A 21491-nucleotide genomic window follows, 5' to 3' on the forward strand; every position below is an offset into this window, starting at 1 on the left:
AAGAACCGCACCAACAACCACCAGCGGGCCGTAGAGCGCGTCGCGGCCCTGCACGGCAGAGTGCGGCGTCAGCGCCTCGACCACGCACACAAGACCGCGCACGCCCTGGTCACCGAGCATGACTTCATCGCGCACGAAGACCTCAAGATCCGCAACATGAGCAAGACCGTCACGCCGAAGCCCGACCCCGACAAGCCGTGCGCGTTCCTGCCCAACGGGGCCGCCGCCAAGACAGGTCTGAACCGTTCGATCGCCGACGCCGGTTGGGGGGTGTTCCTGACGATCCTGCACGCCAAGGCTGAAAGCGCCGGACGAGACGTGACCGCCGTGGACCCCCGCAACACCTCCCGGACCTGCCCCGAATGCGGGCACGTCGCAGCGGAGAACCGGCCCACACAGGAGAAGTTCCACTGCATCTCGTGCGGCCACACAGCGCACGCCGACGTCGTGGGAGCAACCAACGTTCTACGGGCCGGGCTGGTCCGTCGCGTCGCCAACCCGGCTTAGCGAGAAGCCACCCCGTTTACGGGGTGGAGGAGTCACGGAGCACGGGGTACTGGGGCGGCGCTGGGCCTACGACGGCTGCCACGACCCGGTGCTGGTCGCCGCGTTCCTCGCTCTCGTGGAGGGCCGAGTCGAGGCGCAGGACCAGAACATCAGCGACACCCCCGACCGGGACGTCACCCGCTCCTGCACCGATGACGGTTCGATCCCCGCCGCCTCTGCCGCCTCCGCCGCCTCTGCCGCCTCCGCCGCCTCTGCCGCCTCCGCCGCCTCTGCCGCCTCTGCGGCGTCACCCGCCGACGCCGCTGTCTCCGACGACGGGGAGGGCACCGCGCTGGCCTTCCCGCACGGCGTGGTTCTCCGACTGAACAGGACCCTGCGGGCCTCACCGGACGGCCCGACGCCCCTCCCGCAGGGAGCGATCGGCCAGGTCTCCGGCTCATGGCGGGGGCCGGGCAGCACCCCGGCCCGGGGCCTGTTCGCCGCTCTGTATCCGGGCACCCGCCCCGCTCCCTCCGGCAGGACCGCCCCCGGGTCGGACACCGGCGTCTGAGCGCCCCCGGCGTCACCGTTTCGGGGAGGCATCCCGGACGGCGACGACGTCCCGTCGGAGGACCTCGTCTCCGGCCACATGACGGCCAATCCGGAGACCATCAGGGAAGCCGCACTCCGTTGCGCTCGCGTGCAGGAAGACGCTCACGCATCATGAACCCGCCCACCGGATTCCCCAGTCCGCCGTGATCGTCGGGCTACTGCGCCGCCGACCCCCGGGCCAGCAGCCGCTCCGCCAGGAGCAGGGCGCCGACCAGGATCATCGCCGCGCCCGAGAAGCGGGACACCGCCGTGGCGACGGCCGGGCGGGCGCTCAGGATCCGGCGTGCGGTGGTGCCGACCCCCGTGTAGACCACGGCGCAGTTGGCCGTGTGCACCAGGCCCAGCGCGACGATCTGCGCGGCGAAGGGCCAGTCGGCGTCCCGGGCGGTGAACTGCGGCAGGAGGGCGAGGAACAGCAGCAGTGCCTTGGGATTGAGGCCGCTGATGCCCGCCCCTCTGGCCGCACGGCCCACCCATGAGCCGGCGCCGGCGCCCTCTTCGCCACCCTCGACCCGGGGCGCCGCCGGGCGGGCCAGGGTCGTGGCGCCGAGCCAGATCAGGTACGCCGCTCCGGCGGCCGTCAGCGCGGTCAGCACCGTCGGCGAACCGGCGATCGCGGTGGCCAGGCCCGCGGCGACGACGGCGGTCAGCAGAACGTATCCGCTCAGCAGCCCGCCGACCGCGGGCAGGACCGACCGATGGCGCAGCCCCGCCGTGATCGCGTAGGCCCAGTCCGCTCCCGGGACGAGCACCAACAGGAAGGACACCGTCCAGAACGCCGCGATGCCGGCCATCTCCACGTCTTCACACCTCACACTTGCCAGGGCCTCCAGGGCAGATTAGGAAAGATTGCGCGAAAGGTGCTTGCGATTGTTCCCCAGTACCGTCGCTCTCGTGGAAGAATCTTTTCCATGGACGAAGTGGACCGGCAGATTCTTGCGGAGCTGCAACAGGACGGTCGGCTGACCCTGACCGAACTCGCCGAGCGGGTCCGCCTCAGCGTCTCCCCCTGCCACCGGCGCCTGCGCGCCCTGGAACGCTCCGGGGCGATCACCGGCTACCACGCGTCACTGAACGCGCCCGCGCTCGGCCTGGGCTTCGAGGCACTGGTCTTCGTCACCATGCGCTACGAGGACCGCCAGACCGTCGCCGCCTTCGAACAGGCCGTCGCCGAAAACCCCCATGTCGTGCAGGCCCAGCGGCTGTTCGGCGACCCCGACTACCTCCTGCGCGTCGTCACTCGCGACCTGGAGGCGTACCGGCGCCTCTACGACGAACGCCTCGCCTCCCTCCCCGGCGTCCAGCGCCTCAGCTCCACCCTCGTCATGGCGAACCTCGTCGACATCCGCCCCCTGCCCCTGTGACATCCGGCATCCGGCCGCGCCCCGTATAGGCACTGCCTATGCGGGGCATCGATTTTTGGTCGTGGACCTCCTCGACTGTGACCCGCTTCACTGACCTCGGCGATGGCGCGACGACCGCTCGGGACCCGGTGTCGACGGGTTCTGCTCGTGCCTGGATGGAGGTTGCAATGACGCATGCCCCGAAGGAAGCCGCAGGCGACGCCGTGGTGCGCAAGAAGCCCTGGTACCGACAGCTCTACGTGCAGGTGCTGGTCGCGATCGTGATCGGGATCGTGCTCGGATGGCGGTGGCCGGATCTCGCCACCTCGATGGAGCCGATCGGAACCACCTTCATCACCGCGATGAAGATGCTCATCGGCCCGATCGTCTTCCTGACCATCATCGGGGGCGTCACCGGAGTCGCCGACCTGAAGCAGGTGGGCCGGACCGGCGTCAAGGCGCTGGCCTACTTCCAGGTGGGCACCATCGTGGCCATGATGGCGGGCCTCGTCGCGATCAACCTGTTCCGGCTCGGCGACGGAGTGCACGCCGACGCCTCGCGGATCGAGGTCTCGGGGGAGGCCGGTTCCTACGTCGAGACGGGTGAGCACCAGCACTGGTGGGAGTTCCTGACGCACATCGTGCCGGACAGTGTCTTCGGGGCGTTCGTCGAGGGCGACATCCTTCAGGTGATCTTCCTGGCGGTGATCTTCGGCATCGCGCTGAGGGCGGTGGGCCAGGTCGGCGAGCCGATCATCGCCGGGGTGAACCGCCTGACCGAGGTGGTCTTCAAGGTCCTGTCGTTCGTGATGAAGGTGGCCCCGCTGGGCGCCTTCGGAGCCATGGCGTACGCCATCGGGAAGTTCGGCCTGTCGACGCTGACGAGCCTGGGCTCGCTGATCCTGCTCTTCTACGTCACCTCCCTCTTCTTCGTCCTGGTGGTGCTGGGCACGGTGCTCGCGGCCTGTGTGCGGCTGAACATCTTCCAGCTCCTGCGCTACTTCAAGGAGGAGCTTCTCCTGGTCCTCGGCACGTCCACAGCCGAGCCGGCCCTGCCGGGGCTGATGCGCAAGCTGGAGTTCATGGGCGCCGAGAAGTCCACCGTCCGCCTGGTCGTGCCGACCGGCTACAGCTTCAACCTCGACGGCGCCGCGATCTACCTCTCCCTGGCCACCCTCTACATCGCCCAGGCCACCGACACCTCGCTCTCCGTCGGCCAGCAGCTCGGTCTGCTCGCGGTGATGCTGCTGACTTCCAAGGGCGCGGCCGGTGTCGCCGGCGGCGGCTTCATCGCGTTGACCGCGACCCTGTCGACCGTCGGCCACGTACCGGCCGCCGGCATCATGCTGGTCTTCGGCATCGACAAGTTCATGTCGGAGTGCCGCGCCCTGGTCAACTTCTGCGGCAACGCGGTCGCCACCCTGTTCGTCGCCCGCTGGGAGAACGGCCTCGACCTGGAGCGGGCCCGCCGGGTGCTGTCCGGTGATCTGCGCGAAGGGCGCGAAGGGGAGGCCGTCGCGCAGGACGCCGCTGTTCAGGGCGCCGGGAAGCCGGCCGTCACCGGGGCCGACGTGCCCGCCGCGCGGCCGGCCGAGGGCGACGGGGCGGTGCCGGTCAACCGATAGGGTCCCCCTGTCGCCCGAGGTTCGTGGCACGGGGAGGCACGGGGAGGCACGGTGGACGCCCGGCAGCTTGAGTACTTCCTCGCCATCGTGGAGCACGGCGGATTCAGCAAGGCGGCTGCCGTACTCCACGTGGCGCAGCCCTCGCTGTCGCAGGCGATGGCCAACCTGGAAGCCGACCTGGGTGTCTCGCTCTTCCACCGGATGGGCCGCGGCGTGGTGCTCAGCGAAGCCGGACGGGAACTGCTCGAACCGAGCCGGCGCGTCCTGCGCGACCTGATCGCCGTACGGGACCGGGCGGCGTCGCTGTCCGGGCTGCACGGGGGCACGGTCGAGGTGGCGGCCATGCCCTCGCCCGGCATCGAGCCGCTGACCGGCCTGATCCACCGCTTCACCGAACTGCACCCGTCCGTCACCGTCAGCAGCCGGGCCGCGTTCACCCCCGAGGGGGTCGTGGACCTTGTCCGAAGCGGCGCCTGCGAGCTGGGGCTGCTCGGCGCGGAGCGGCCCTTCGCCGCCTCCGGGATCGATGTCCTGCCCGTCGAGGAGCAGCCGTTCGTCGTGGTCGCGGGACCGGGAGCGGGCCTCGAGGACGGGGCGACGCTGCGGCCGGAGGACCTCGGCGGACGCAAACTGATCGCCTCCCGGGGCGGGAGCCTGATGCGCACGATCGTGGACGACGTCATGGCGCACACCGAGGGCACGGACATCGTCGCGGTCGTCGACCACCGCACGTCCGTCCTGCCACTCGTCCTGACCGGCGTCGGCATGGCCGTCCTGCCCGCCTCCTGGACCCGGCTGGCCCGACGTTGCGGTGCCGCCGTGGCGTCCATCGAGCCGACCGCGCACCTTCACGTCGCCATGATCAGCCTGCCGGCCCACCTGACGCCCGGCGCCCGCGCCTTCCTGGACCTGACGCGCTCGTACGCCAGACAGCGGGCCGCTCACGGCGGCTGAACCCATCGGCTCAACCCATCGGATGAACCCATCGGCCGCGCCTATGGGTCGTATCGGAAGCAGGTCTTGGACGGGTGGGCGCCCGCTGGGTTGACTCAAGTCGTCGCAGCAGACGTCAACTTCCCCGGCCCACCGGAGGCTCCTCATGACCGCACCCCGCACCTTCCGCATCGCCGCCATCCCCGCAGACGGTGTCGGCGCCGAGGTCGTCGCCGTGGGCCGCGCCGTACTGGACGCGCTCGCCGCCGACTCGGGCGGGGCCTTCGCCTTCGACTGGCGGGAGTTCCCCTGGGGCTGCGAGTTCTACGAGCGGACCGGGAAGATGATGGACGACGACGGGCTGGAGCGGCTGAAGGACTTCGACGCCCTCTACTTCGGGGCCGTCGGCTGGCCGACCGTCCCCGACCACATCAGCCTGTGGGGCCTCAGGCTGAAGATCTGCCAGAGCTTCGACCAGTGGGCCAACGTCCGGCCGGTGCACTTCCTGCCCGGCGTCCAGAGCCCCCTGCGCAAGGCGGACCTCACCGAACTGGACTGGGTCGTCGTCCGGGAGAACAGCGAGGGCGAGTACGCGGGCCTGGGCGGCCGCAATCTCTCCGGCCGGGGGCAGGGCGGCGAAGTCGCCGTCCAGTCCGCGCTGTTCACCGAGGTGGGCTGCGAACGGATCATGCGCTTCGCCTTCGACCTGGCCCGCACCCGCACCCGGCGCAAGGTCTCCTCCGTCACCAAGAGCAACGCGCAGCAGTACGGCATGGTCCTGTGGGACGACGTGTTCAAGCGCGTCGCCGCCGACTACCCGGACGTGGAGACCGAGAGCGTCCTGGTCGACGCCATGTCCGCCAAGTTCGTCCTGCACCCCGAGGACCTGTCGGTCGTCGTCGCCTCCAACCTCAACGCCGACATCCTCTCCGACCTCGGCAGCGCCCTGGCCGGCAGCCTCGGCCTGGCCGCGAGCGCCAACCTCAACCCCGAGCGCCGCTTCCCCAGCATGTTCGAGCCGGTCCACGGGTCGGCCCCGGACATCGCGGGGCAGGGGCTCGCCAACCCGATCGGCGCGGTGGGCAGCGCGGCTCTGATGCTGGAGCACTTCGGACTCCCCGCGGAGGCGGCCCGCCTGAACGGGGCGATCCGCGCCACCACGGCGGCCGGTGTCCTCACCCGTGACGTCGGCGGCACCGCCTCCACCGAGGACGTCACCAAGGCCCTCATCGACGCCCTCGCCACCTGACCCGGGACACCGTCCCCGCAGCACACCGGACCGTCCCGGTCCACACCCTCACGTCGCGCCGGGGGGCCGGGACGGGGCCGCCCACACGACAGGGCGGCCCTCCCGTGCCGGGTCCGCGAGCGCCGACCGCTCCGGCCCCGGCACGGGTGCGGAAACGCGCCGAGCCGGCCGGACGGTCGGCGTCACCGTTTCGGGGAGGCCTCCCGGGACGGCGTGTCCTGGGGTGCCCGGTCCGGCAGCATCGGGTAGCTCCCCGTGTTCGTCGGGGCGTGTTCGGGGAGCCACAGGACGGCGACCGCGCCCTCGGCCGGTATGTGGGCGGGGGCGCCGGCCGGGCGTACGTTGCGGAAGGTGAGCCGGGCGCCCAGGACGCGGGCCTGGCCGGCGGCGATGGTGAGGCCGAGGCCGTGTCCGCGCCCGGCCCGGTCCGTGCTGCCGGTGCGGAACCGGCTCGGCCCCTCCGCCAGCAGGTCCTCGGGGAAGCCCGGCCCGTGGTCGCGAACCCGGATCACCCGGCCCTCGACGCCGACCTGGACCGGCGAGCGGCCGTGCCGGGCGGCGTTGGCGAGCAGGTTGAACAGCACGCGCTCCAGGCGGCGCGGGTCGGTGGTGACCTCCGACTCGTGGATCACCCGGACCTCGACGGCCGGGTCCCTGGCCGCCACCCGCCGGGTCACGAAGTCGCCCAGCATGATGTCCTGAAGCTCGGCCCGCTCCGAGGCCCCGTCGAGCCGGGCCACCTCCAGGACGTCCTCGACGAGCGTGCGCATCGCCTTCGCCCGGTCGAGGACCAGCTCGGTGGGCCGCCCCGGCGGCAGCAGCTCGGCGGCCGTGAGCAGGCCGGTCACCGGGGTGCGCAGCTCGTGCGCGATGTCCGCGGTGACCCGGCGCTCGGCCTCGATGCGCTGCTGCAACGCGTCCGCCATCGCGTCCACGGCACGCGCGACGTCGTCCGTCTCGTCCCGGACCACACCGCCGATGGCGTCCCGCACCCGGACGTCCGGCTCACCGCCCGCGACCCGGTTCGCGGCGGTGGCGGCCTTGCGCAACCGGCGCGACAACTGACCGCCGATGAGCACGCCGAGCGCGCTGCCCCCGAGGACGACCGCGATGGAACCGATGATCAGAGCCTGGTCGAGATCCTTGAGGATGCCCGCGCTGCGGTCGGTGAAACCGGAGTGCAGGGACATCACATGCCCGTCCTTGAGCGGCACGGCCGCCCAGATGTCCGTCACACCGTCCGGCCGCTCGGAGACGTACGTCGCCCGCCGCCCGGCCTCGACCTTGCGGCGCAGCTCCGCCGGCAACCGGGGGTCGTCGATCTTGGCGTTCGGGAAGTTCTGGCGCCCGGACAGCTCGTAGTTGCGCTGGGCGATCAGGACCCGGTCGTCCGCGAGGTCACGGGCGTTGTCCAGCATCGACACCCGGGCGGCGTTGTGCACGACCAGGCTCAGCGCGACCGCCACCAGCGCGCCGACCAGCGCGATGGCCGCGCTCAGCTTCCAGCGCAGCCCGGTGCGGATGCCGCGCGTGCGGATACCGCGTATCCCGATGTCGCGCACGTCCGTGACGCGCGTACGGACGCCCGGCCCCGTGCGGTCGCCCGGCCCCGTGCGGTCGTCCGGGCGCCCCGGAGGCGAGGCGGTCCGGCGTCGTCGGAAGAACCCCCGCATATCCCTGTGTCCTCTGCGTCCCCTGTGTCCCGCTCAGGCCTTCAACTTGTAGCCGAAACCGCGGACCGTCTCGATCCGGTCCTGGCCGATCTTGGTGCGCAGCCGCTGCACATGCACGTCGACGACGCGGGTGTCCCCGCCCCAGCCGTAGTCCCACACGCGTTCCAGGAGCTTGTCGCGCGAGAGCACGGTGCCCGGCGCGGTGGAGAACTCCAGCAGCAGCCGCATCTCGGTCGGGGTGAGCGCCACCGGCCGCCCGGCCCGGCGCACCTCCATGCCCTCGGTGTCCACCTCCAGGTCGCCGAAGGCGAGTACGCCCCCGGTGTCCGCGGCGCCCGCGCCCTCGCCCCGGTCGTCACCGGCGGCGTGACCGAAGCGGCGCAGCACCGCCCGGATCCGGGCGACCAGCACGGCCCCGTCGAACGGCTTGGTGACGTAGTCGTCGGCACCCGCCTCCAGGCCCAGGACGACGTCGATGGAGTCCGCCCGCGCCGACAGCATGATCACCGGCACGGTGGACTCGTCCCGGATGCGGCGGCACAGGCTGACGCCGTCCAGGCCGGGAACCATGACGTCGAGGAGCGCGATGTCGGGGCGGTCGGCCCGGAAGGACTCCAGGCCCGACAGCCCGTCGGGCATCGCGGTGACCGCGAAGCCGTCCCGCTCCAGGGCGAGCTGGGTGGCCTCGCGGATGACGTCGTCGTCCTCGACGAACAGGACGTGGGTCTGGTCTGCCATCCCGGTGCTCTCAGTCCTCGTTGTGTTGTCGGGTCGGGTTGGATGATCGGGTGGGTCGGGTCGGGTCGGGGCGCGGTCGTCGGACGCTGAGCGGTCACCCGCGTCCGCTTGGGCAGACGCCCGGATCGCCCACCGCGTTCATTCCCTCATTGCTATGGACGGCCCGATCGGTTCACGCTCCGGATACGTCAGCTCTCCGGCTCCGGAACCGGGGTGGGCGCGTTCCCCGCGGCGTTGCTGTAGTCGTTGTGGGTGCGGTACTCCTCGGCGAACCGTCCCGACGCCGCCCAGCGGTACGTGATCACGTTCTCGCCGGACGGACTGGACACCGGGTCGCCCTTCTCGTACACCTGCTTGGTCACCACCAGGTCGCCGCGGTCGATCTCCGCGTAGACCGGAGGCTCCTCGGCCTTGAACACATTCTGGTACGCGCCGTCCTCCTCGCGGTACACGTAACTGCCCACACCCACCGCGTCACCGCACGTCAGCACATTGACGACGACGTCCTCCGCCGAGCCCTCGGTCAGTTCCCCGTACGACACGTCGATGGGGTACTCGTCGGCGACGCACGGCTTCAGCTCGCGCTTGACCTCCGCGGAGACCTTGGGGTCGGACTTGACGAGCCGCACCGCGTCCACGCGGTCGGGGACCTTCGAGGGGGACGCCTTCGCCGCGGGCGAGGAGGTGGCCGCGCCGCCCACCGCGTCCGCGTGGGCCGGGCCCTCGTCGCGGGCACCGGTGCCGCCGGTCCCGCAGCCGGAGAGGGAAACGCCGAGGGCGACGAACACGGCCACCGCCGCACTCGCCGCCTGCGTGGTTCTCCGGGTCTCCCCGGACCTCTCCCGGTCCTCCCCGGACTTCTCCCGGGTCTCCCCGGGGGTCCGGCCGTCGGTCAGGCCGCGCAACGCTCCCGCTCCTCACGCTCCAGCGCCCGCGCGTCCAGATCGCGGGCGACCAGCTCCTCGCGGAGCCGGGCGAGCGCCCGGTGCAGCGTGCTCTTGACCGTTCCCGCCGACATACCGAGGGCGGCGGCGGTCTCCTCCGTCGACATCTGCTCCCAGTGTCGCAGCACCACGACGCTGCGCTGCTTCGGGGCGAGCACCTTCATGACGTCCATCAGCAGGGCGCGGTCCGCGTGCTGCTCGGTGGCGTCGTCCACGCAGGGCTCGGGGAGCTGCTCGGTCGGCACCTCCTCCAGCTTCCGCGCCCGCCACCACTCGGTCCGCGTGTTGATCATCACCCGGCGCAGGTAGGCGTCCGCGAGCCGCTTGTCCTCGATCGTCGACCAACGGCGGTACGTCCGTGCCAGCGCGGTCTGCAGCAGGTCCTGGGCGTCGACGGGGTCCGGGACCAGGCGCCGGGCACTGCGGAGCAGCGCGTCCTGCCGGGTACGGACGTACTCCTCGAACTCGAGCACCTCGCCCATGTCAACCGCCTTCCGATCCCCGTACTCCGGCGGCGTGGTCACCGCCGCCCCACTGCTTGTGGTCTGTAGTCGTGCTGTGCCCAAGGGGCATGCAAACGAAGGTAGGGAAGCGTTGTCACGGCGCTGTGCGAAGCAGCCTGCGGCAATCCCTCGGCTGTCCGTCGGTTGTGTAACGGAAGGAGGATCCGGGTAAATCGGCAGGCCGCTTGATGCTGACATCAGGCGATGTGCCCGACTTGCGAGTCGTCACAGAAGTATCTTCCGCCCCTGTGCTCTGCTCCGGCCGTACGTCAGCTCAGCTCAGCGCAGCTCAGCTCAGCTCAGCTCAGCTCAGGGGCAGCCGGTACAGCCCGTCCGCCAGCGGCTCCACCAGACCGTCGGCCACCAGGCCGTCCAGGGCGCGGGCGCGCTGGACCGGCTCCTGCCACACCTGGTCCAGGGCCCCCTGGGGCACCGGTCCGGTCGCCTCGCGCAGCACCGCGAGCAGCCGCCCGCGCACCTGCCGGTCGGTGCCCGCGTACGTCTGACCGCGCCGCGGCGGCCCGTCGTGCGCGGGCTTGCCGGCCAGCCGCCAGGCGCACTGGGCGGCGATCGGGCAGCGGTGGCACGACTCGTTCTTCGCCGTGCAGACCAGCGCGCCCAGCTCCATCGAGGCGGCGGCCCAGCGGGCGGCGCCCGAATCGTCCTGCGGCAGCAGCGCCCGCGCCAGCTTCCGCTCGGCGGCGGTGGTGGCGTTCGGCGGGTACTGCACACCGGTGACCGCACGGGCGAACACCCGGCGGACGTTGGTGTCCAGCACGGCGTGCCGCTGGCCGTAGGCGAACGAGGCCACCGCGGCGGCCGTGTACTCGCCGATGCCGGGCAGCGCCAGCAACTGGGCGTGGTCGGCGGGTACGTCGCCGCCGTGCCGTTCCGTTATGGCCGCGGCGGCGCCGTGCAGGCGCAGGGCGCGGCGCGGATAGCCGAGCCTGCCCCAGGCGCGGACGGCCTCGCCGGGTGCCTCCGCGGCGAGGTCGGCGGGGCGCGGCCAGCGGGCCAGCCACTGCTCGTAGACGGGCTGGACGCGGCTCACCGGTGTCTGCTGGAGCATGAACTCACTGACCATCACACCCCAGGCACCGGCCTCCGGGCGCCGCCACGGCAGGTCACGGGCGTGCTCGTCGAACCAGTCGATGACGGGGGAGTGCAGCGGCACACCGGACGCGGCCGCGGCGGGGTCGGAGGGGCCGTTGGGCGAGGGCTTCGTGGGCGCAGTCATGACCCTCCGATCCTGCCACGGGAGGACCACCACACGGGCGCATCGCCACCCGGTGGCGACGACCGGGACACCTGACGATCGGCAGGGGCGCCGCCCTGCCCGCCGCTTGTAGCGTCGCTGCCATGAAAGCCACCCGCCCGGCCGACGCCGCCGAAACCGGCGCAGACACCCTGGACGGACGGGCGACGCCGGGCGGTGACGTGGCGCCGGACGACGCCGTCCCGGGCGTACACCCCACCGCCGCTCCCGCTGCTCCCGCTGCTCCCGCCGCTCCCGCCGTCCGCCTCGCCCCCATCGGCCGAGGCGTGCTGTTGTGGGGTGTCCTCGCCCTGCCCGCGATCACCGCGGACCGGCTGGGGATGAACGAGCCGCGCGCGATGTGGCAGCAACTGGCCGGCCTGGGGGTGCTCGCCGCGGCCGTCGCGCTCGCCCGGCGGCAGCCGCTCGCCGCGTTCGCGCTGACGGCCGCCCTGAGCGTGGCCGCCGCCCCGGCCCTGTTCAGCGTCTCCTACGGCCCCGCCCTCGGCACCCTCGCCCTCCTGCTCGGCCTGCGCGCGCGGCGGCCGCACCCCGCGGTGGCCGGCTTCGTCGGCGTCGGTGTGGCCGGCACGGCACGGATCGCGCTGGCCGGAGTCGACCCGGTGCCCGAGACGCTGGTCCTGACCGGCACGCTGCTCTTCGGCTGCGTCTTCCCCTGGCTGGTCGGACGCTACTGGCGGCAGAGCCGGGCACTCGCCGAGGCCGGCTGGCTCAGGGCGGCCCGGCTGGAGGACGAGCAACGGCACGCCGAGGAACGGGCGAGGCTGCGCGAACGGGCCCGCATCGCCCAGGACATGCACGACTCCCTCGGCCACGAACTGAGCCTGCTCGCGCTGCGCGCAGCCGCCCTCCAGGTCGCCCCCGGCCTCGCCGCCGACCACCGTGCCGCCGCGGCCGACCTGCGCGCCGCCGCCGCGGACGCCACCGACCACCTGCACCGCATCATCGGCGTACTGCACGAGGACGAGGACGAGGACGGGGACGACGAACCCGTCCCGCTGGCCCCGCCGGGCGAGAGCGTCGAGGAACTCGTCGCCCGCGCCGCCGAGTCCGGTCTCCCCGTCCGCTGGGAGGCACGGGACACCGACGCGGCGGCCCCGGAACCGGGCGGCATCGCCGAACGGCTGCTGCACCGCGTCGTGCGCGAGGCGCTGACCAACGCGGCCCGGCACGCTCCGGGCGCCCCCGTCGTCGTGACGGTCGCCGGGCAGCCGCCCGGAACCACGGTCACCGTCACCAACGGACCGGCCACCGGACCCGGCTCCCACTCCTCCGGCGGCTCGGGACTGCTGGGGCTGCGCGCCGCCGTGACCTCGGTCGGCGGCGAGTTCCGGGCAGGCCCGCACGGAGAGGGCTTCCGCGTCCGGGCATACGTCCCCGTCCAGCCGAGCGCCACCCGCACCACCCGTGCCTCCCCGCCCGCCGCCCCCACGGCCCCCTTCGCCCGCGCCCGCCGCCGCGTCGCCCTCGGCCTGGGCGCCGCCGCCGGTACGGGAGTCGCCCTGGTCGGCGCGGCGTTCGGCTGGTACGCGTTCACCGAGACGCACTCGGTGCTCACCCCGAGCGCGTACGCGAAACTGCGCCCGGGCACGCCGTACGCCGAGATCGCCCCCGTCCTGCCGGACCGCGAGGCGCACGATCCGCCGACCGACCGCGCCCCCGCGCCACCGGAGGGGGCGGACTGCCACTACTACCGGGCGAGCGGCGAACTCCTCGTCTCCATCGACCACTTCCGGCTCTGCTTCGACGAGCGCGGGAAGCTGGTCACCAAGGACGTCGTCCCCGGCGTCGGCGGACCGGACCGCAAGAACGAGGAGCCCGTACGGTGATCCGGGTACTGCTGGCCGACGACGAGGCGATGGTGCGGGCCGGTGTGCGCGCCATCCTGGCGAGCGGCGGCGAGAGCGAGGTCGTCGCCGAGGCGGGCGACGGCCGCGAGGCGGTCGAACTGGCCCGCGCCCACCGCCCCGACGTGGCCCTGCTGGACATCCGCATGCCCCGCCTGGACGGACTCGCCGCCGCGCGGGAGATCGTACGGACCGCACCCGGCACCGCCGTCGCCATGCTCACCACGTTCTCCGAACAGGCCTACGTCGCCCGCGCCCTGGCCGCCGGCGCCACCGGCTTCCTGCTCAAGTCCGGTGACCCCTACGAACTGATGGCCGGTGTGCGGGCCGTCGCGGAGGGCGCCGCCTTCCTGTCCCCGAAAGTCGCCCGGTACGTCATCGAGGACCTCGGCAGGGGCGGTGGCGGTGGCCGCCTCGCCCGCGAGGAGCACGCCCGCGCGCGGGTGGCGCGGCTGAGCCCCCGGGAGCGCGAGGTACTCGGCCTCGTCGGCGCCGGCCTGTCCAACCCGGAGATCGCAGCCCGGCTGCACCTGGTCGAGGGCACCGTGAAGGCGTACGTGAGCGCGGTCCTGGACCGGCTGGAGGTACGCAACCGGGTCCAGGCCGCGATCGTGGCGTACGAGGCGGGACTGGTCGGGACGGACACCTGAGCCGCCGCCCCGAGGCGCGTCAACGGCGCCGGTGCGAGGCGACGTAGGACGACGCCGGGGGCACGGCGGAGGCGGCGGCCGGACCCGGCCCGGTCAGCCACCGCACCGCGGGCGCCGTCGACGCACGCGCCGCCTCGGCCAGCCGCGTCACCGGTCGCGTGCCCAGACGTACGGCCGCGGCGGCGACGACGGCGCCGAGCAGCAGACCCGCGGCGACGTCGTGCGGGTAGTGCACGCCGACGAAGACCCGGGAGAAGGCCATCAGGAGGGCGAGCGGAGCCGTCAGCCAGATGACCGCCCGCCGGACCAGGGCGAGGGCGAGAGCGACGGCCGAAGCGCCCGCGATCGTCGCGTGATTGCTCGGGAAGGACCAGTCGCCGGCCGGCGGGCACTCCACCAGGGAGGGCACGGCTCCGGCGACCGCCCGGCACGGACGCTCCTCCGCGAACCCGGACTTGAGCAGCTCGCTGCACACGTACGCCACAGCCGTGGCCACAGGTGCAAGGACCGCGATGGCGAACGCCCGGGTGTCACCGCGGCGAGACCGCCACCAGGCGACGACGAACAGCGCGCCGAACACCAGGATTCCCGCCTCCGTCCACACCTCCGTCGCGTGCCGCACCCATGTCGGGGTGTCCTGGGCGAAGCCGGTGATGTCGCGGTACAGCTCGTCGTCTCCGAAAGTCATGCTCACGGACGGTAGGCGGACGCCCGATACGGTCACACCCTGCGATCGACAGGTGGGTCACCCGACGATCGGCAGGGTTTCGGGACGATCCCCGGAATGATGATCCCTAAAAGTTGCGGGCCTGAACGGCGGGTGGGACGGGGGAACGCGCCGATCTCTCGTACAGTTTGCGCCGTGGGATCTCTGCGCAATCCGGTCGGGCCGCTTCCCTCCTCCATGTACTGGCGACGGAGGGTCGTACTGCTGTCTGTTTTCGCCCTGTTGGCGCTACTGGTCACGTGGATCGTGGTCTCCGGCGGCGGGGGCGGGGGCAAGGGAGGCGACGACGCTGCCAACGGCAAGAATCCGGCGCCGTCGATCACGCCGGGACCGTCCGGGTCCGGGCCTGCGATCAGTCAGGCGCCGGGTGGGCGGGACGAGTCGGGCAGCGGGGACTCCAGCGGTTCGGGCTCGGGTTCCGGCGGCGGCGAAGGCTCCGGCTCCGGCGAAGGGTCCGGCGGCGGTGAGTCCGGTGGCGAAGACGGGTCGGGCGGTGGCGGTGCCGGTGGCGGCGGCTCCGCGGGCGGTGCGGCGACCGGCGTCGGTGCGGGTGACGCCCTGCCGGGCGGATCGGCCCTGCCCAACTGCACACCGGGCGCGGTGAAGTTGAGCCTGCGCAGCGTGCGCAACAGCTACTCTCCCGGGCAGACTCCCGCCTTCGAACTGACCGCGCGGAACACCTCGGGCAGCGACTGCAAGGTCGATCTCGGCCCGAAGCACGCGGTGTTCACGATCACGCCGGCCAGCGCCGACGACGCCTACTGGTCCTCCGACGACTGCGTCGAGGGCTCGGGCAGCCTCAAGTACCGGGTGGCCGCCGGCAGCGGCATCGCCTACACCGTGAAGTGGGACCGCAAGCCGAGCGTCCCCGAGTGCGGGACGCCTCCGGCGGGGTCGGCCAAGGCGGGGACGTACCTGGTGGAGGCCAAGGCGGCCGGCTTCGAGAAGGTACGGACGTCGTTCGTGCTCAAGAGCGACTGACAAGGCGCGACCGTCCCGACCGCGCCCACTCGACCGTAGCGCAGAGACGCAGCGCTGAGCCGTAGCAGTCAGCCGCAGCGCTGAGCCGGAGTGCTGAGCCGTGACCCAGAGCCGTAGCAGTCAGCCGTGGCGCTGAGCCGCAGCGCTGAGCCGGAGTGCTGAGCCGTGACCCAGAGCCGTAGCAGTCAGCCCTGGCGCTCAGCCACAACGCTCAGACGTAGCGCTCCAGGATCGACGACTCCGCCAGCCGCGACAGCCCCTCCCGCACGCTGCGCGCCCGCGCCTCGCCTACGCCGTCCACCGTCTGGAGGTCGTCGACACTGGCGGCGAGCAGCTTCTGCAGACCGCCGAAGTGCTCCACCAGCCGGTCGATGATCGCGCCCGGCAGCCGCGGCACCTTCGCCAGCAGCCGGAACCCGCGCGGCGACACGGCCGAGTCCAGCGCCTCGGGCGACCCGGTGTAGCCCAAGGCCCGCGCCACCGTTGACAGCTCCAGCAACTCGGCGTGGCTGAGCTTGTCCAGCTCGGCGAGCGCCTCGTCGACCGTGCGGGAGCGCTTCGCGGTCGGCTCGGGCACGTAGTCCCGTACGACCAGCTCTCGCTCCGGCTCCACACCGGCGATCAGCTCGTCCAACTGAAGGGCGAGCAGGCGCCCGTCCGTGCCCAGCTCCACCACGTACTCGGCGATCTCGGTCGCGATGAGGCGCACCATCTCCAGGCGCTGGGCGACCGCCGAGACGTCCCGGACGGTGACCAGGTCCTCGATCTCCAGCGCCGACAGCGTGCCGGCGACCTCGTCGAGCCGCAGCTTGTACCGCTCCAGGGTCGCCAGCGCCTGGTTGGCCCGGGACAGGATCGCCGCCGAGTCCTCCAGCACCCGCCGCTGGCCGTCGACGTACAACGCGATCAGCCGCATCGACTGCGAGACGGACACGACGGGGAAGCCGACCTGCTTGCTGACCCGGTCCGCCGTACGGTGCCGGGTGCCGGTCTCTTCCGTGGGGATCGTCGGGTCCGGAAGAAGCTGCACCCCCGCCCGGAGGATCTTGGAGAGATCCGAGGACAGCACGATGCCGCCGTCCAGCTTGCACAGCTCGCGCAGCCGGGTCGCGGTGAACTCCACGTCCAGCACGAAGCCGCCCGTGCACATCGACTCGACGGTCTTGTCCGAGCCGAGCACCATGAGGCCGCCGGTGTTGCCGCGAAGGACCCGCTCGAGGCCGTCCCGCAGTGATGTGCCGGGTGCCACGGCGCTCAGCGAGGCGCGCATCAGGCCATCGGCACCGGCACTCCCACCGGACTTTCCGGGAGCTGCTGCCCGGTCGTTGGCTGCCACTGCACTCCTCCGGTCGCAGGTTTTTCAGGCGCTCCCGTATCGCACACTCGGTCGTACGGACGGGCGAGACCAGGGCAAAGTCTACCGGCGGTCCTCGTCCTCCCGTGGGGCGTCTCGCCGACGCGAGCGCGGAAGCACCCGCAGGGCGTCCCCTATGTCCGCGACCTCCAGGACCTTCATGCCGTCAGGGACCCGGCCCGGATCGGCCGGTACCAGGGCGTGCGTGAAGCCCAGACGGTGCGCTTCCGAGAGCCTGCGCTGCACGCCCGTGACCCGTCTCACCTCGCCGGCAAGGCCGACCTCGCCGATCGCGACGAGGTTCTTGGGCAGCGGAGTGTCGCTCGCCGCACTCGCCAGAGCGAGCGCGACGGCGAGGTCGGCGGCGGGCTCGGACAGCTTCACCCCGCCGACCGTCGCGCTGTAGATGTCCCTCTTGCCCAGCGCGCTGATCCGTCCGCGCTGCTCCAGCACGGCCAGCATCATGGACACCCGGGACGTCTCCAGACCGGAGGTGGTGCGCCGCGGGGACGGAATCTGGGAGTCGACGGTCAGCGCCTGCACCTCCGCCACGAGCGGCCGGCGGCCTTCCAGGGTGACGGTCAGACAGGTACCGGGCACGGGTTCGGCACGCCGGGTGAGGAACAGCCCACTGGGGTCGGTCAGGCCCGTGATGCCCTCGTCGTGCAGCTCGAAGCAGCCGACCTCGTCCGTCGTCCCGTACCGGTTCTTGACGCCCCGCACCAGCCTCAGCCGCGCGTGCCGGTCGCCCTCGAAATGCAGCACGACGTCCACGAGGTGCTCCAGCAGCCGCGGACCCGCGATGGCGCCGTCCTTCGTGACATGGCCCACCAGCAGCGTGGACATGCCCCGGTCCTTGGAGGCGCGGATCAGCGCGCCCGCCACCTCCCGCACCTGTGCCATGCCGCCGGGCGCGCCGTCGATCTCGGGCGAGGCCACGGTCTGCACGGAGTCGAGGATCAGCAGCGACGGCTTCACGGCGTCCAGATGCCCCAGCACCGCCGCGAGGTCGGTCTCGGCGGCGAGATACAGATGGTCGTCGATGGCGTGGATCCGGTCGGCCCGCAGCCGCACCTGGCTGGCCGACTCCTCACCGGTGACGTAGAGAGTCCGGTGCTCCTCGCTCGCGGACTTGGCCGCCACGTCCAGCAGCAGCGTGGACTTGCCGACACCGGGCTCGCCCGCGACGAGCGCCACGGCGCCGGGCACAAGACCGCCGCCGAGCACCCGGTCCAGCTCGGGCACCCCGGTGGAGCGGGCGGTCGCCTGCCGCCCGTCGACCTGCCCGATGGGCAGCGCGGAGGTGGTCACCCGCCCCGGCGTGGTCGTACGCACCGCGGGCGCGCCGTACTCCTCGACCGTGCCCCAGGCCTGGCATTCGGGGCAGCGGCCGAGCCACTTGGCCGTCTGCCAGCCGCACTCGGTGCAGCGGTAGGACGGCCGTTCCTTGGTGGACTTCGTACGGGCAGCCATGCACGAACCGTAACCGCCCGCACCGACAGCGAGCCCCTGGCACGGTCCCTCATGGGTTCCTTGCGGACCCCTCGCGTGCCCCTCGCGAGCCCCTCACACAGGCCGCCGGAGGCTCCGCAGGCACCCCGAACGGACGACCGCCACCCCGAACCGGCCACGGAACAAGAGCTTCCTGTCCCCTTATGAGGGATCGTTTCACCCGTACGGATTAAAAGTGCCCAACGCGCCAGTTCGCGCCACCCATAGCCCCCTACGGTCGCCGAGTGATGAGGAGCAGTCCGGAGACCACGACCCGCACGACCGGCGCACACCGGGCGCACCGGGAAGCGCGTGACCGTACCGCGGCGCGCACGCTGGCACAGCGCCCGCCCGCGCGCTACGCCGCGTACGACGCGTATCTGGACGGCCTGTTCACGTACTGCCTGTCCGTGCTCTGCGACCACGACGCCGCGACCGCCGCCCTGGGCGACGTCCTCGCGCTCGCCGAGCGCCGCGGCCACCGCGGTCCCGGATCCGTGGCCGACCGCAGGGCCTGGCTGTACGCACTGGCCCGCTGGGCCTGCCTGCGCAAGCTGGCCGAGGCCAAGCAGAAACGTCCGAGCACCCACGCGGCGGGCCGCCCCGACACCGGCGGACCACGCACCGCACCCACCGCACCCACCACCAACGACGAGGCCCAGCAGCGACACCGCCGCGAACTCGCCCTCCTCGCCTGGCCGGAGGCCGCCGGCACCACCCCCGAGCAGCGCGAGGCCCTCGAACTCGCCGTGCGCCACCACCTCGCCCCGCACGAGGTCGCCGCCGTCCTCGGCATGGACCTGGCCAACGCCCGGGAACTGCTCGCCTCCGCCGCCTGCGAAGTGGAACGCACCCGCGCCGCCCTGGCCGTCGTCGAGACCGGCACCTGCGCGGGCGTCGCCCGCCTCACCGGCGACAACCGCTACGTCCTGAGCGGCGCCCTGCGCCGCGAGCTGGTCCGGCACGTGGACGACTGCCCGCGCTGCCGCCGCACCGCCGAGCGCGCGATCCCCGGCCGCTGGCCCGGCACCAGCGTCACCCCCGCCGAGCTACCCGTCCTGGAGGCACCCCGTACCGCGCTGCACGTCGCCCTGACCCACACCCCCCGCGCGCGGGGCACCGCACCCCGCTTCGACCGGCGCGGCTTCCCGATGGACCCCAAGGACCGCGCGGCCCGCCGGGACCGCCTGCGCGCGCGTGCCGTCACCACCACCGTCGTCGCCACCGTCGTGGCGGCCCCCGTGCTCGCCCTGTGGGCGGCCTACCGCGGCACGCCGGTCGGCGAGGGCGAGGGCGGCCGCTCGGCCAGCGCCAGCGAAGCACAGGACCCCGACGGCCTGGAGGGCGAGTCGGCGGGCGGCGGCTACGGGTACGAGAACGCCGGCAACGCGAGCACCGGCCCCGGGCCCGGCACCGGCTTCGGCGAGGACGGCAAGGCCGACGTCTCCGTGGAGGTCGTCAGCGTCTCCGGCGCCGGCGAGAAGGGCGCAGGCCACCTCGAGGTGACCGCCGGCCACGACGGCGACACCACGCTGGTCACCCTCACCGCGACCGGCGACGCCCCGGTGCGCTGGTCCGCCTCCACGGGCGCGTCCTGGCTCTACCTCAGCCAGTCCTCCGGCACCCTGCGACCCGGCGAGGCGTTGACCATCAGGGTGTACGTCGACCAGCTCCGCGAACCGTCCGGCCGCTGGAGCGCACGGGTTGCCGTCTCGCCCGTCGGCGCCGCCGTCTCCATCGAGGGGTACGGCACCGCGCCCGGCCCTTCCCACCCGGGCCCGCGCCCCGGCCCGCCCGACGACACCTCGTCCCCGTCCCACCCGGACCCCGATCCCGACCCGTCCACCTCGCAGCCCCCGGACCCGACGCCCACCGACGACCCGCCGCCGACGACGTCGCCCGACCCGGACCCGACGACCACCGAGCCGTCCCCGACCGGCGGCACGGGCGGCTCGTCACCCCCACCGAGCGACACCGGCGACCCGAGCCCGTCCACCTCGTAGCACCCGGCGCGGACAAGCCCCGGCCTCGGCGCGTCCGAGGGAGGGGCTTCGGCGCGTCCGGGACAGGCCCCGGCCTCGACGCGGACGGACCGGCTTCGGCATCAGCCTCGTCCTCGTCCTCGTACGACCGCGCGGGAGGGACCGGCCCGGCCCGGCCCTCGTACGGCTGGCGCGGGACCGGCACCGGCACCTGTTCCCGGCACCGGCACCTGTTCCCGGTCCCGGTGTCAGCGAGCGGGGTCCGCCGGATGCGGTGCCAGTAGCGGTAGCTGCGAGGCAAGCCGCTCCTCGCACAGCTCGACCAGCCGGTCGTACCCCGCCTTGCCCATCAGCTCGATCAGCTCCGGCCGATACGAGACGTACACCGGGTCGCCCGCGCCGTGCGCCGACGTCGCCGAGGTGCACCACCAGTGCAGGTCGTGACCGCCCGGACCCCAGCCCCGCCGGTCGTACTCACCGATCGACACCTGGAGCACGCGCGTGTCGTCGGGCCGGTCGATCCACTCGTAGGTCCGCCGGACCGGCAGTTGCCAGCACACGTCCGGCTTGGTCTCCAGCGGTTCCCGGCCCTCCTTCAGCGCCAGGATGTGCAGCGAGCACCCGGCCCCGCCGGAGAATCCCGGCCGGTTCTGGAAGATGCACGACCCCTGGAAGGGCCGGGTCTGCCGGGAGCCCTCGTCGTCCTCGGAGACCCAGCCGTCGCGGGTGCCCTCGTCGTGGTGCTGCCAGACGTCAGGCGTGAGCCGCGCCACACTCTCGGCGACCCGCTTCTCGTCGTCCTCGTCGGAGAAATGGGCGCCCAGCGAGCAGCAGCCGTCGTCCGCGCGGCCCGCCTGGATGCCCTGGCAGCCGCTGCCGAAGATGCAGTTCCAGCGGGAGGTCAGCCATGTCAGATCGCACCGGAAGACCTGCTCGTCGTCCGCCGGATCCGGAAACTCCACCCACGCGCGCGCGAAGTCGAGACCCTTCTCGTCGCCCGCTTTACGCTTCTTGTCGCTCTTGGCCGACTTTTCGTCCTTCGCCTTTTTCGTCTTTGGCACGGCTCCAGGGTAAGTC

The 21491-nt window shown here is 72.8% G+C and carries 20 protein-coding genes and 1 pseudogene; 11 read left to right on the forward strand and 10 right to left on the reverse strand.

Annotated elements, in window-relative coordinates:
* The 3 genes and pseudogenes from KUM40_RS18910 to KUM40_RS41425 form a co-directional block, all read left to right on the forward strand.
* On the forward strand, positions 1-507 hold a 507-nt coding region (locus KUM40_RS18910), incomplete at its 5' end, for an RNA-guided endonuclease TnpB family protein (protein ID WP_217167173.1).
* Positions 508-595: 88 nt separating this feature from the next.
* Positions 596-1057 (forward strand): hypothetical protein, encoded by a 462-nt coding sequence (locus KUM40_RS18915; protein WP_217167174.1) that lies wholly within the window; start codon positions 596-598, stop codon positions 1055-1057.
* A 36-nt stretch (positions 1058-1093) separates the two neighbouring features.
* A pseudogene (locus tag KUM40_RS41425) lies at positions 1094-1201 on the forward strand (XRE family transcriptional regulator); the annotation flags it as partial.
* A 52-nt stretch (positions 1202-1253) separates the two neighbouring features.
* On the opposite strand, the gene KUM40_RS18920 reads toward KUM40_RS41425, so the two are convergent.
* Positions 1254-1892: a LysE family translocator gene (locus KUM40_RS18920; protein WP_217167199.1), complete on the reverse strand. Its 639-nt coding sequence runs from the start codon at positions 1890-1892 to the stop codon at positions 1254-1256.
* A gap of 117 nt (positions 1893-2009) precedes the next feature.
* Here KUM40_RS18920 and KUM40_RS18925 point away from each other — a divergent pair, with 117 nt between their 5' ends.
* The 4 genes from KUM40_RS18925 (at position 2010) to KUM40_RS18940 (ending at position 6248) form a co-directional block, all read left to right on the forward strand.
* Positions 2010-2462, forward strand: coding sequence for an Lrp/AsnC family transcriptional regulator (locus tag KUM40_RS18925; RefSeq protein ID WP_217167175.1), 453 nt, complete (start codon positions 2010-2012; stop codon positions 2460-2462).
* Positions 2463-2629: 167 nt separating this feature from the next.
* Positions 2630-4066 (forward strand): C4-dicarboxylate transporter DctA, encoded by a 1437-nt coding sequence (gene dctA / locus KUM40_RS18930; RefSeq protein WP_217167176.1) that lies wholly within the window; start codon positions 2630-2632, stop codon positions 4064-4066.
* Positions 4067-4117: 51 nt separating this feature from the next.
* Positions 4118-5020 (forward strand): LysR family transcriptional regulator, encoded by a 903-nt coding sequence (locus KUM40_RS18935; protein WP_217167177.1) that lies wholly within the window; start codon positions 4118-4120, stop codon positions 5018-5020.
* A gap of 145 nt (positions 5021-5165) precedes the next feature.
* Complete coding sequence (locus KUM40_RS18940) at positions 5166-6248, forward strand: tartrate dehydrogenase (RefSeq protein ID WP_217167178.1); 1083 nt, start codon at positions 5166-5168, stop codon at positions 6246-6248.
* Between the two features lie 182 nt (positions 6249-6430).
* Here the strand turns inward: KUM40_RS18940 and cseC are convergent, their stop codons facing one another.
* The 5 genes from cseC to KUM40_RS18965 all read right to left on the reverse strand — a co-directional run bounded on the left by cseC (position 6431) and on the right by KUM40_RS18965 (position 11343).
* Positions 6431-7921, reverse strand: coding sequence for a two-component system sensor histidine kinase CseC (gene cseC, locus KUM40_RS18945; protein ID WP_217167179.1), 1491 nt, complete (start codon positions 7919-7921; stop codon positions 6431-6433).
* A 33-nt stretch (positions 7922-7954) separates the two neighbouring features.
* On the reverse strand, positions 7955-8659 hold the full coding sequence (gene cseB / locus KUM40_RS18950) for a two-component system response regulator CseB (protein WP_217167180.1): 705 nt from the start codon (positions 8657-8659) through the stop codon (positions 7955-7957).
* Between the two features lie 188 nt (positions 8660-8847).
* Positions 8848-9564, reverse strand: a complete 717-nt coding sequence (locus KUM40_RS18955) for a hypothetical protein (protein WP_254395316.1) — start codon at positions 9562-9564, stop codon at positions 8848-8850.
* On the reverse strand, positions 9552-10085 hold the full coding sequence (locus KUM40_RS18960; RefSeq protein WP_217167181.1) for a SigE family RNA polymerase sigma factor: 534 nt from the start codon (positions 10083-10085) through the stop codon (positions 9552-9554). The genes KUM40_RS18955 and KUM40_RS18960 overlap by 13 nt, the downstream gene beginning before the upstream one ends.
* A 325-nt stretch (positions 10086-10410) precedes the next feature.
* A complete protein-coding gene (locus KUM40_RS18965; RefSeq protein ID WP_217167182.1) occupies positions 10411-11343 on the reverse strand; it encodes an A/G-specific adenine glycosylase in 933 nt (310 codons plus the stop codon).
* A 122-nt stretch (positions 11344-11465) separates the two neighbouring features.
* Between KUM40_RS18965 and KUM40_RS18970 the strand changes: the two genes are divergently transcribed.
* Together KUM40_RS18970 and KUM40_RS18975 are read left to right on the forward strand one after the other, a co-directional pair.
* Positions 11466-13211 carry a sensor histidine kinase gene (locus KUM40_RS18970; protein WP_217167183.1) on the forward strand — a complete coding sequence of 582 codons (1746 nt, stop codon included), beginning with the start codon at positions 11466-11468 and terminating at the stop codon, positions 13209-13211.
* Positions 13208-13879, forward strand: a complete 672-nt coding sequence (locus KUM40_RS18975; protein WP_217167184.1) for a response regulator transcription factor — start codon at positions 13208-13210, stop codon at positions 13877-13879. The genes KUM40_RS18970 and KUM40_RS18975 overlap by 4 nt, the downstream gene beginning before the upstream one ends.
* A 19-nt stretch (positions 13880-13898) precedes the next feature.
* On the opposite strand, the gene KUM40_RS18980 is transcribed toward KUM40_RS18975, so the two are convergent.
* Positions 13899-14567, reverse strand: a complete 669-nt coding sequence (locus KUM40_RS18980; protein ID WP_217167185.1) for a phosphatase PAP2 family protein — start codon at positions 14565-14567, stop codon at positions 13899-13901.
* 174 nt (positions 14568-14741) lie between these two features.
* Between KUM40_RS18980 and KUM40_RS18985 the strand changes: the two genes are divergently transcribed.
* Positions 14742-15587, forward strand: coding sequence for a hypothetical protein (locus KUM40_RS18985; protein WP_217167186.1), 846 nt, complete (start codon positions 14742-14744; stop codon positions 15585-15587).
* A gap of 211 nt (positions 15588-15798) precedes the next feature.
* On the opposite strand, the gene disA is transcribed toward KUM40_RS18985, so the two are convergent.
* Together disA and radA are read right to left on the reverse strand one after the other, a co-directional pair.
* Positions 15799-16923 carry a DNA integrity scanning diadenylate cyclase DisA gene (gene disA / locus KUM40_RS18990; RefSeq protein ID WP_217167187.1) on the reverse strand — a complete coding sequence of 375 codons (1125 nt, stop codon included), beginning with the start codon at positions 16921-16923 and terminating at the stop codon, positions 15799-15801.
* Between the two features lie 81 nt (positions 16924-17004).
* Positions 17005-18414, reverse strand: coding sequence for a DNA repair protein RadA (gene radA / locus KUM40_RS18995; RefSeq protein WP_217167188.1), 1410 nt, complete (start codon positions 18412-18414; stop codon positions 17005-17007).
* Between the two features lie 266 nt (positions 18415-18680).
* On the opposite strand from radA, the gene KUM40_RS19000 reads away from it, so the two are divergent.
* Entirely contained in the window at positions 18681-20435 is a 1755-nt protein-coding gene (locus tag KUM40_RS19000; protein ID WP_217167189.1) for a sigma-70 family RNA polymerase sigma factor, read from the forward strand.
* A gap of 227 nt (positions 20436-20662) precedes the next feature.
* Here the strand turns inward: KUM40_RS19000 and KUM40_RS19005 are convergent, their stop codons facing one another.
* A complete protein-coding gene (locus tag KUM40_RS19005) occupies positions 20663-21475 on the reverse strand; it encodes a hypothetical protein (protein WP_217167190.1) in 813 nt (270 codons plus the stop codon).
* Positions 21476-21491 lie beyond the last annotated feature (16 nt).

It is taken from the genome of Streptomyces sp. AC512_CC834, from assembly GCF_019049325.1.
Classification (GTDB): Bacteria; Actinomycetota; Actinomycetes; order Streptomycetales; family Streptomycetaceae; genus Streptomyces.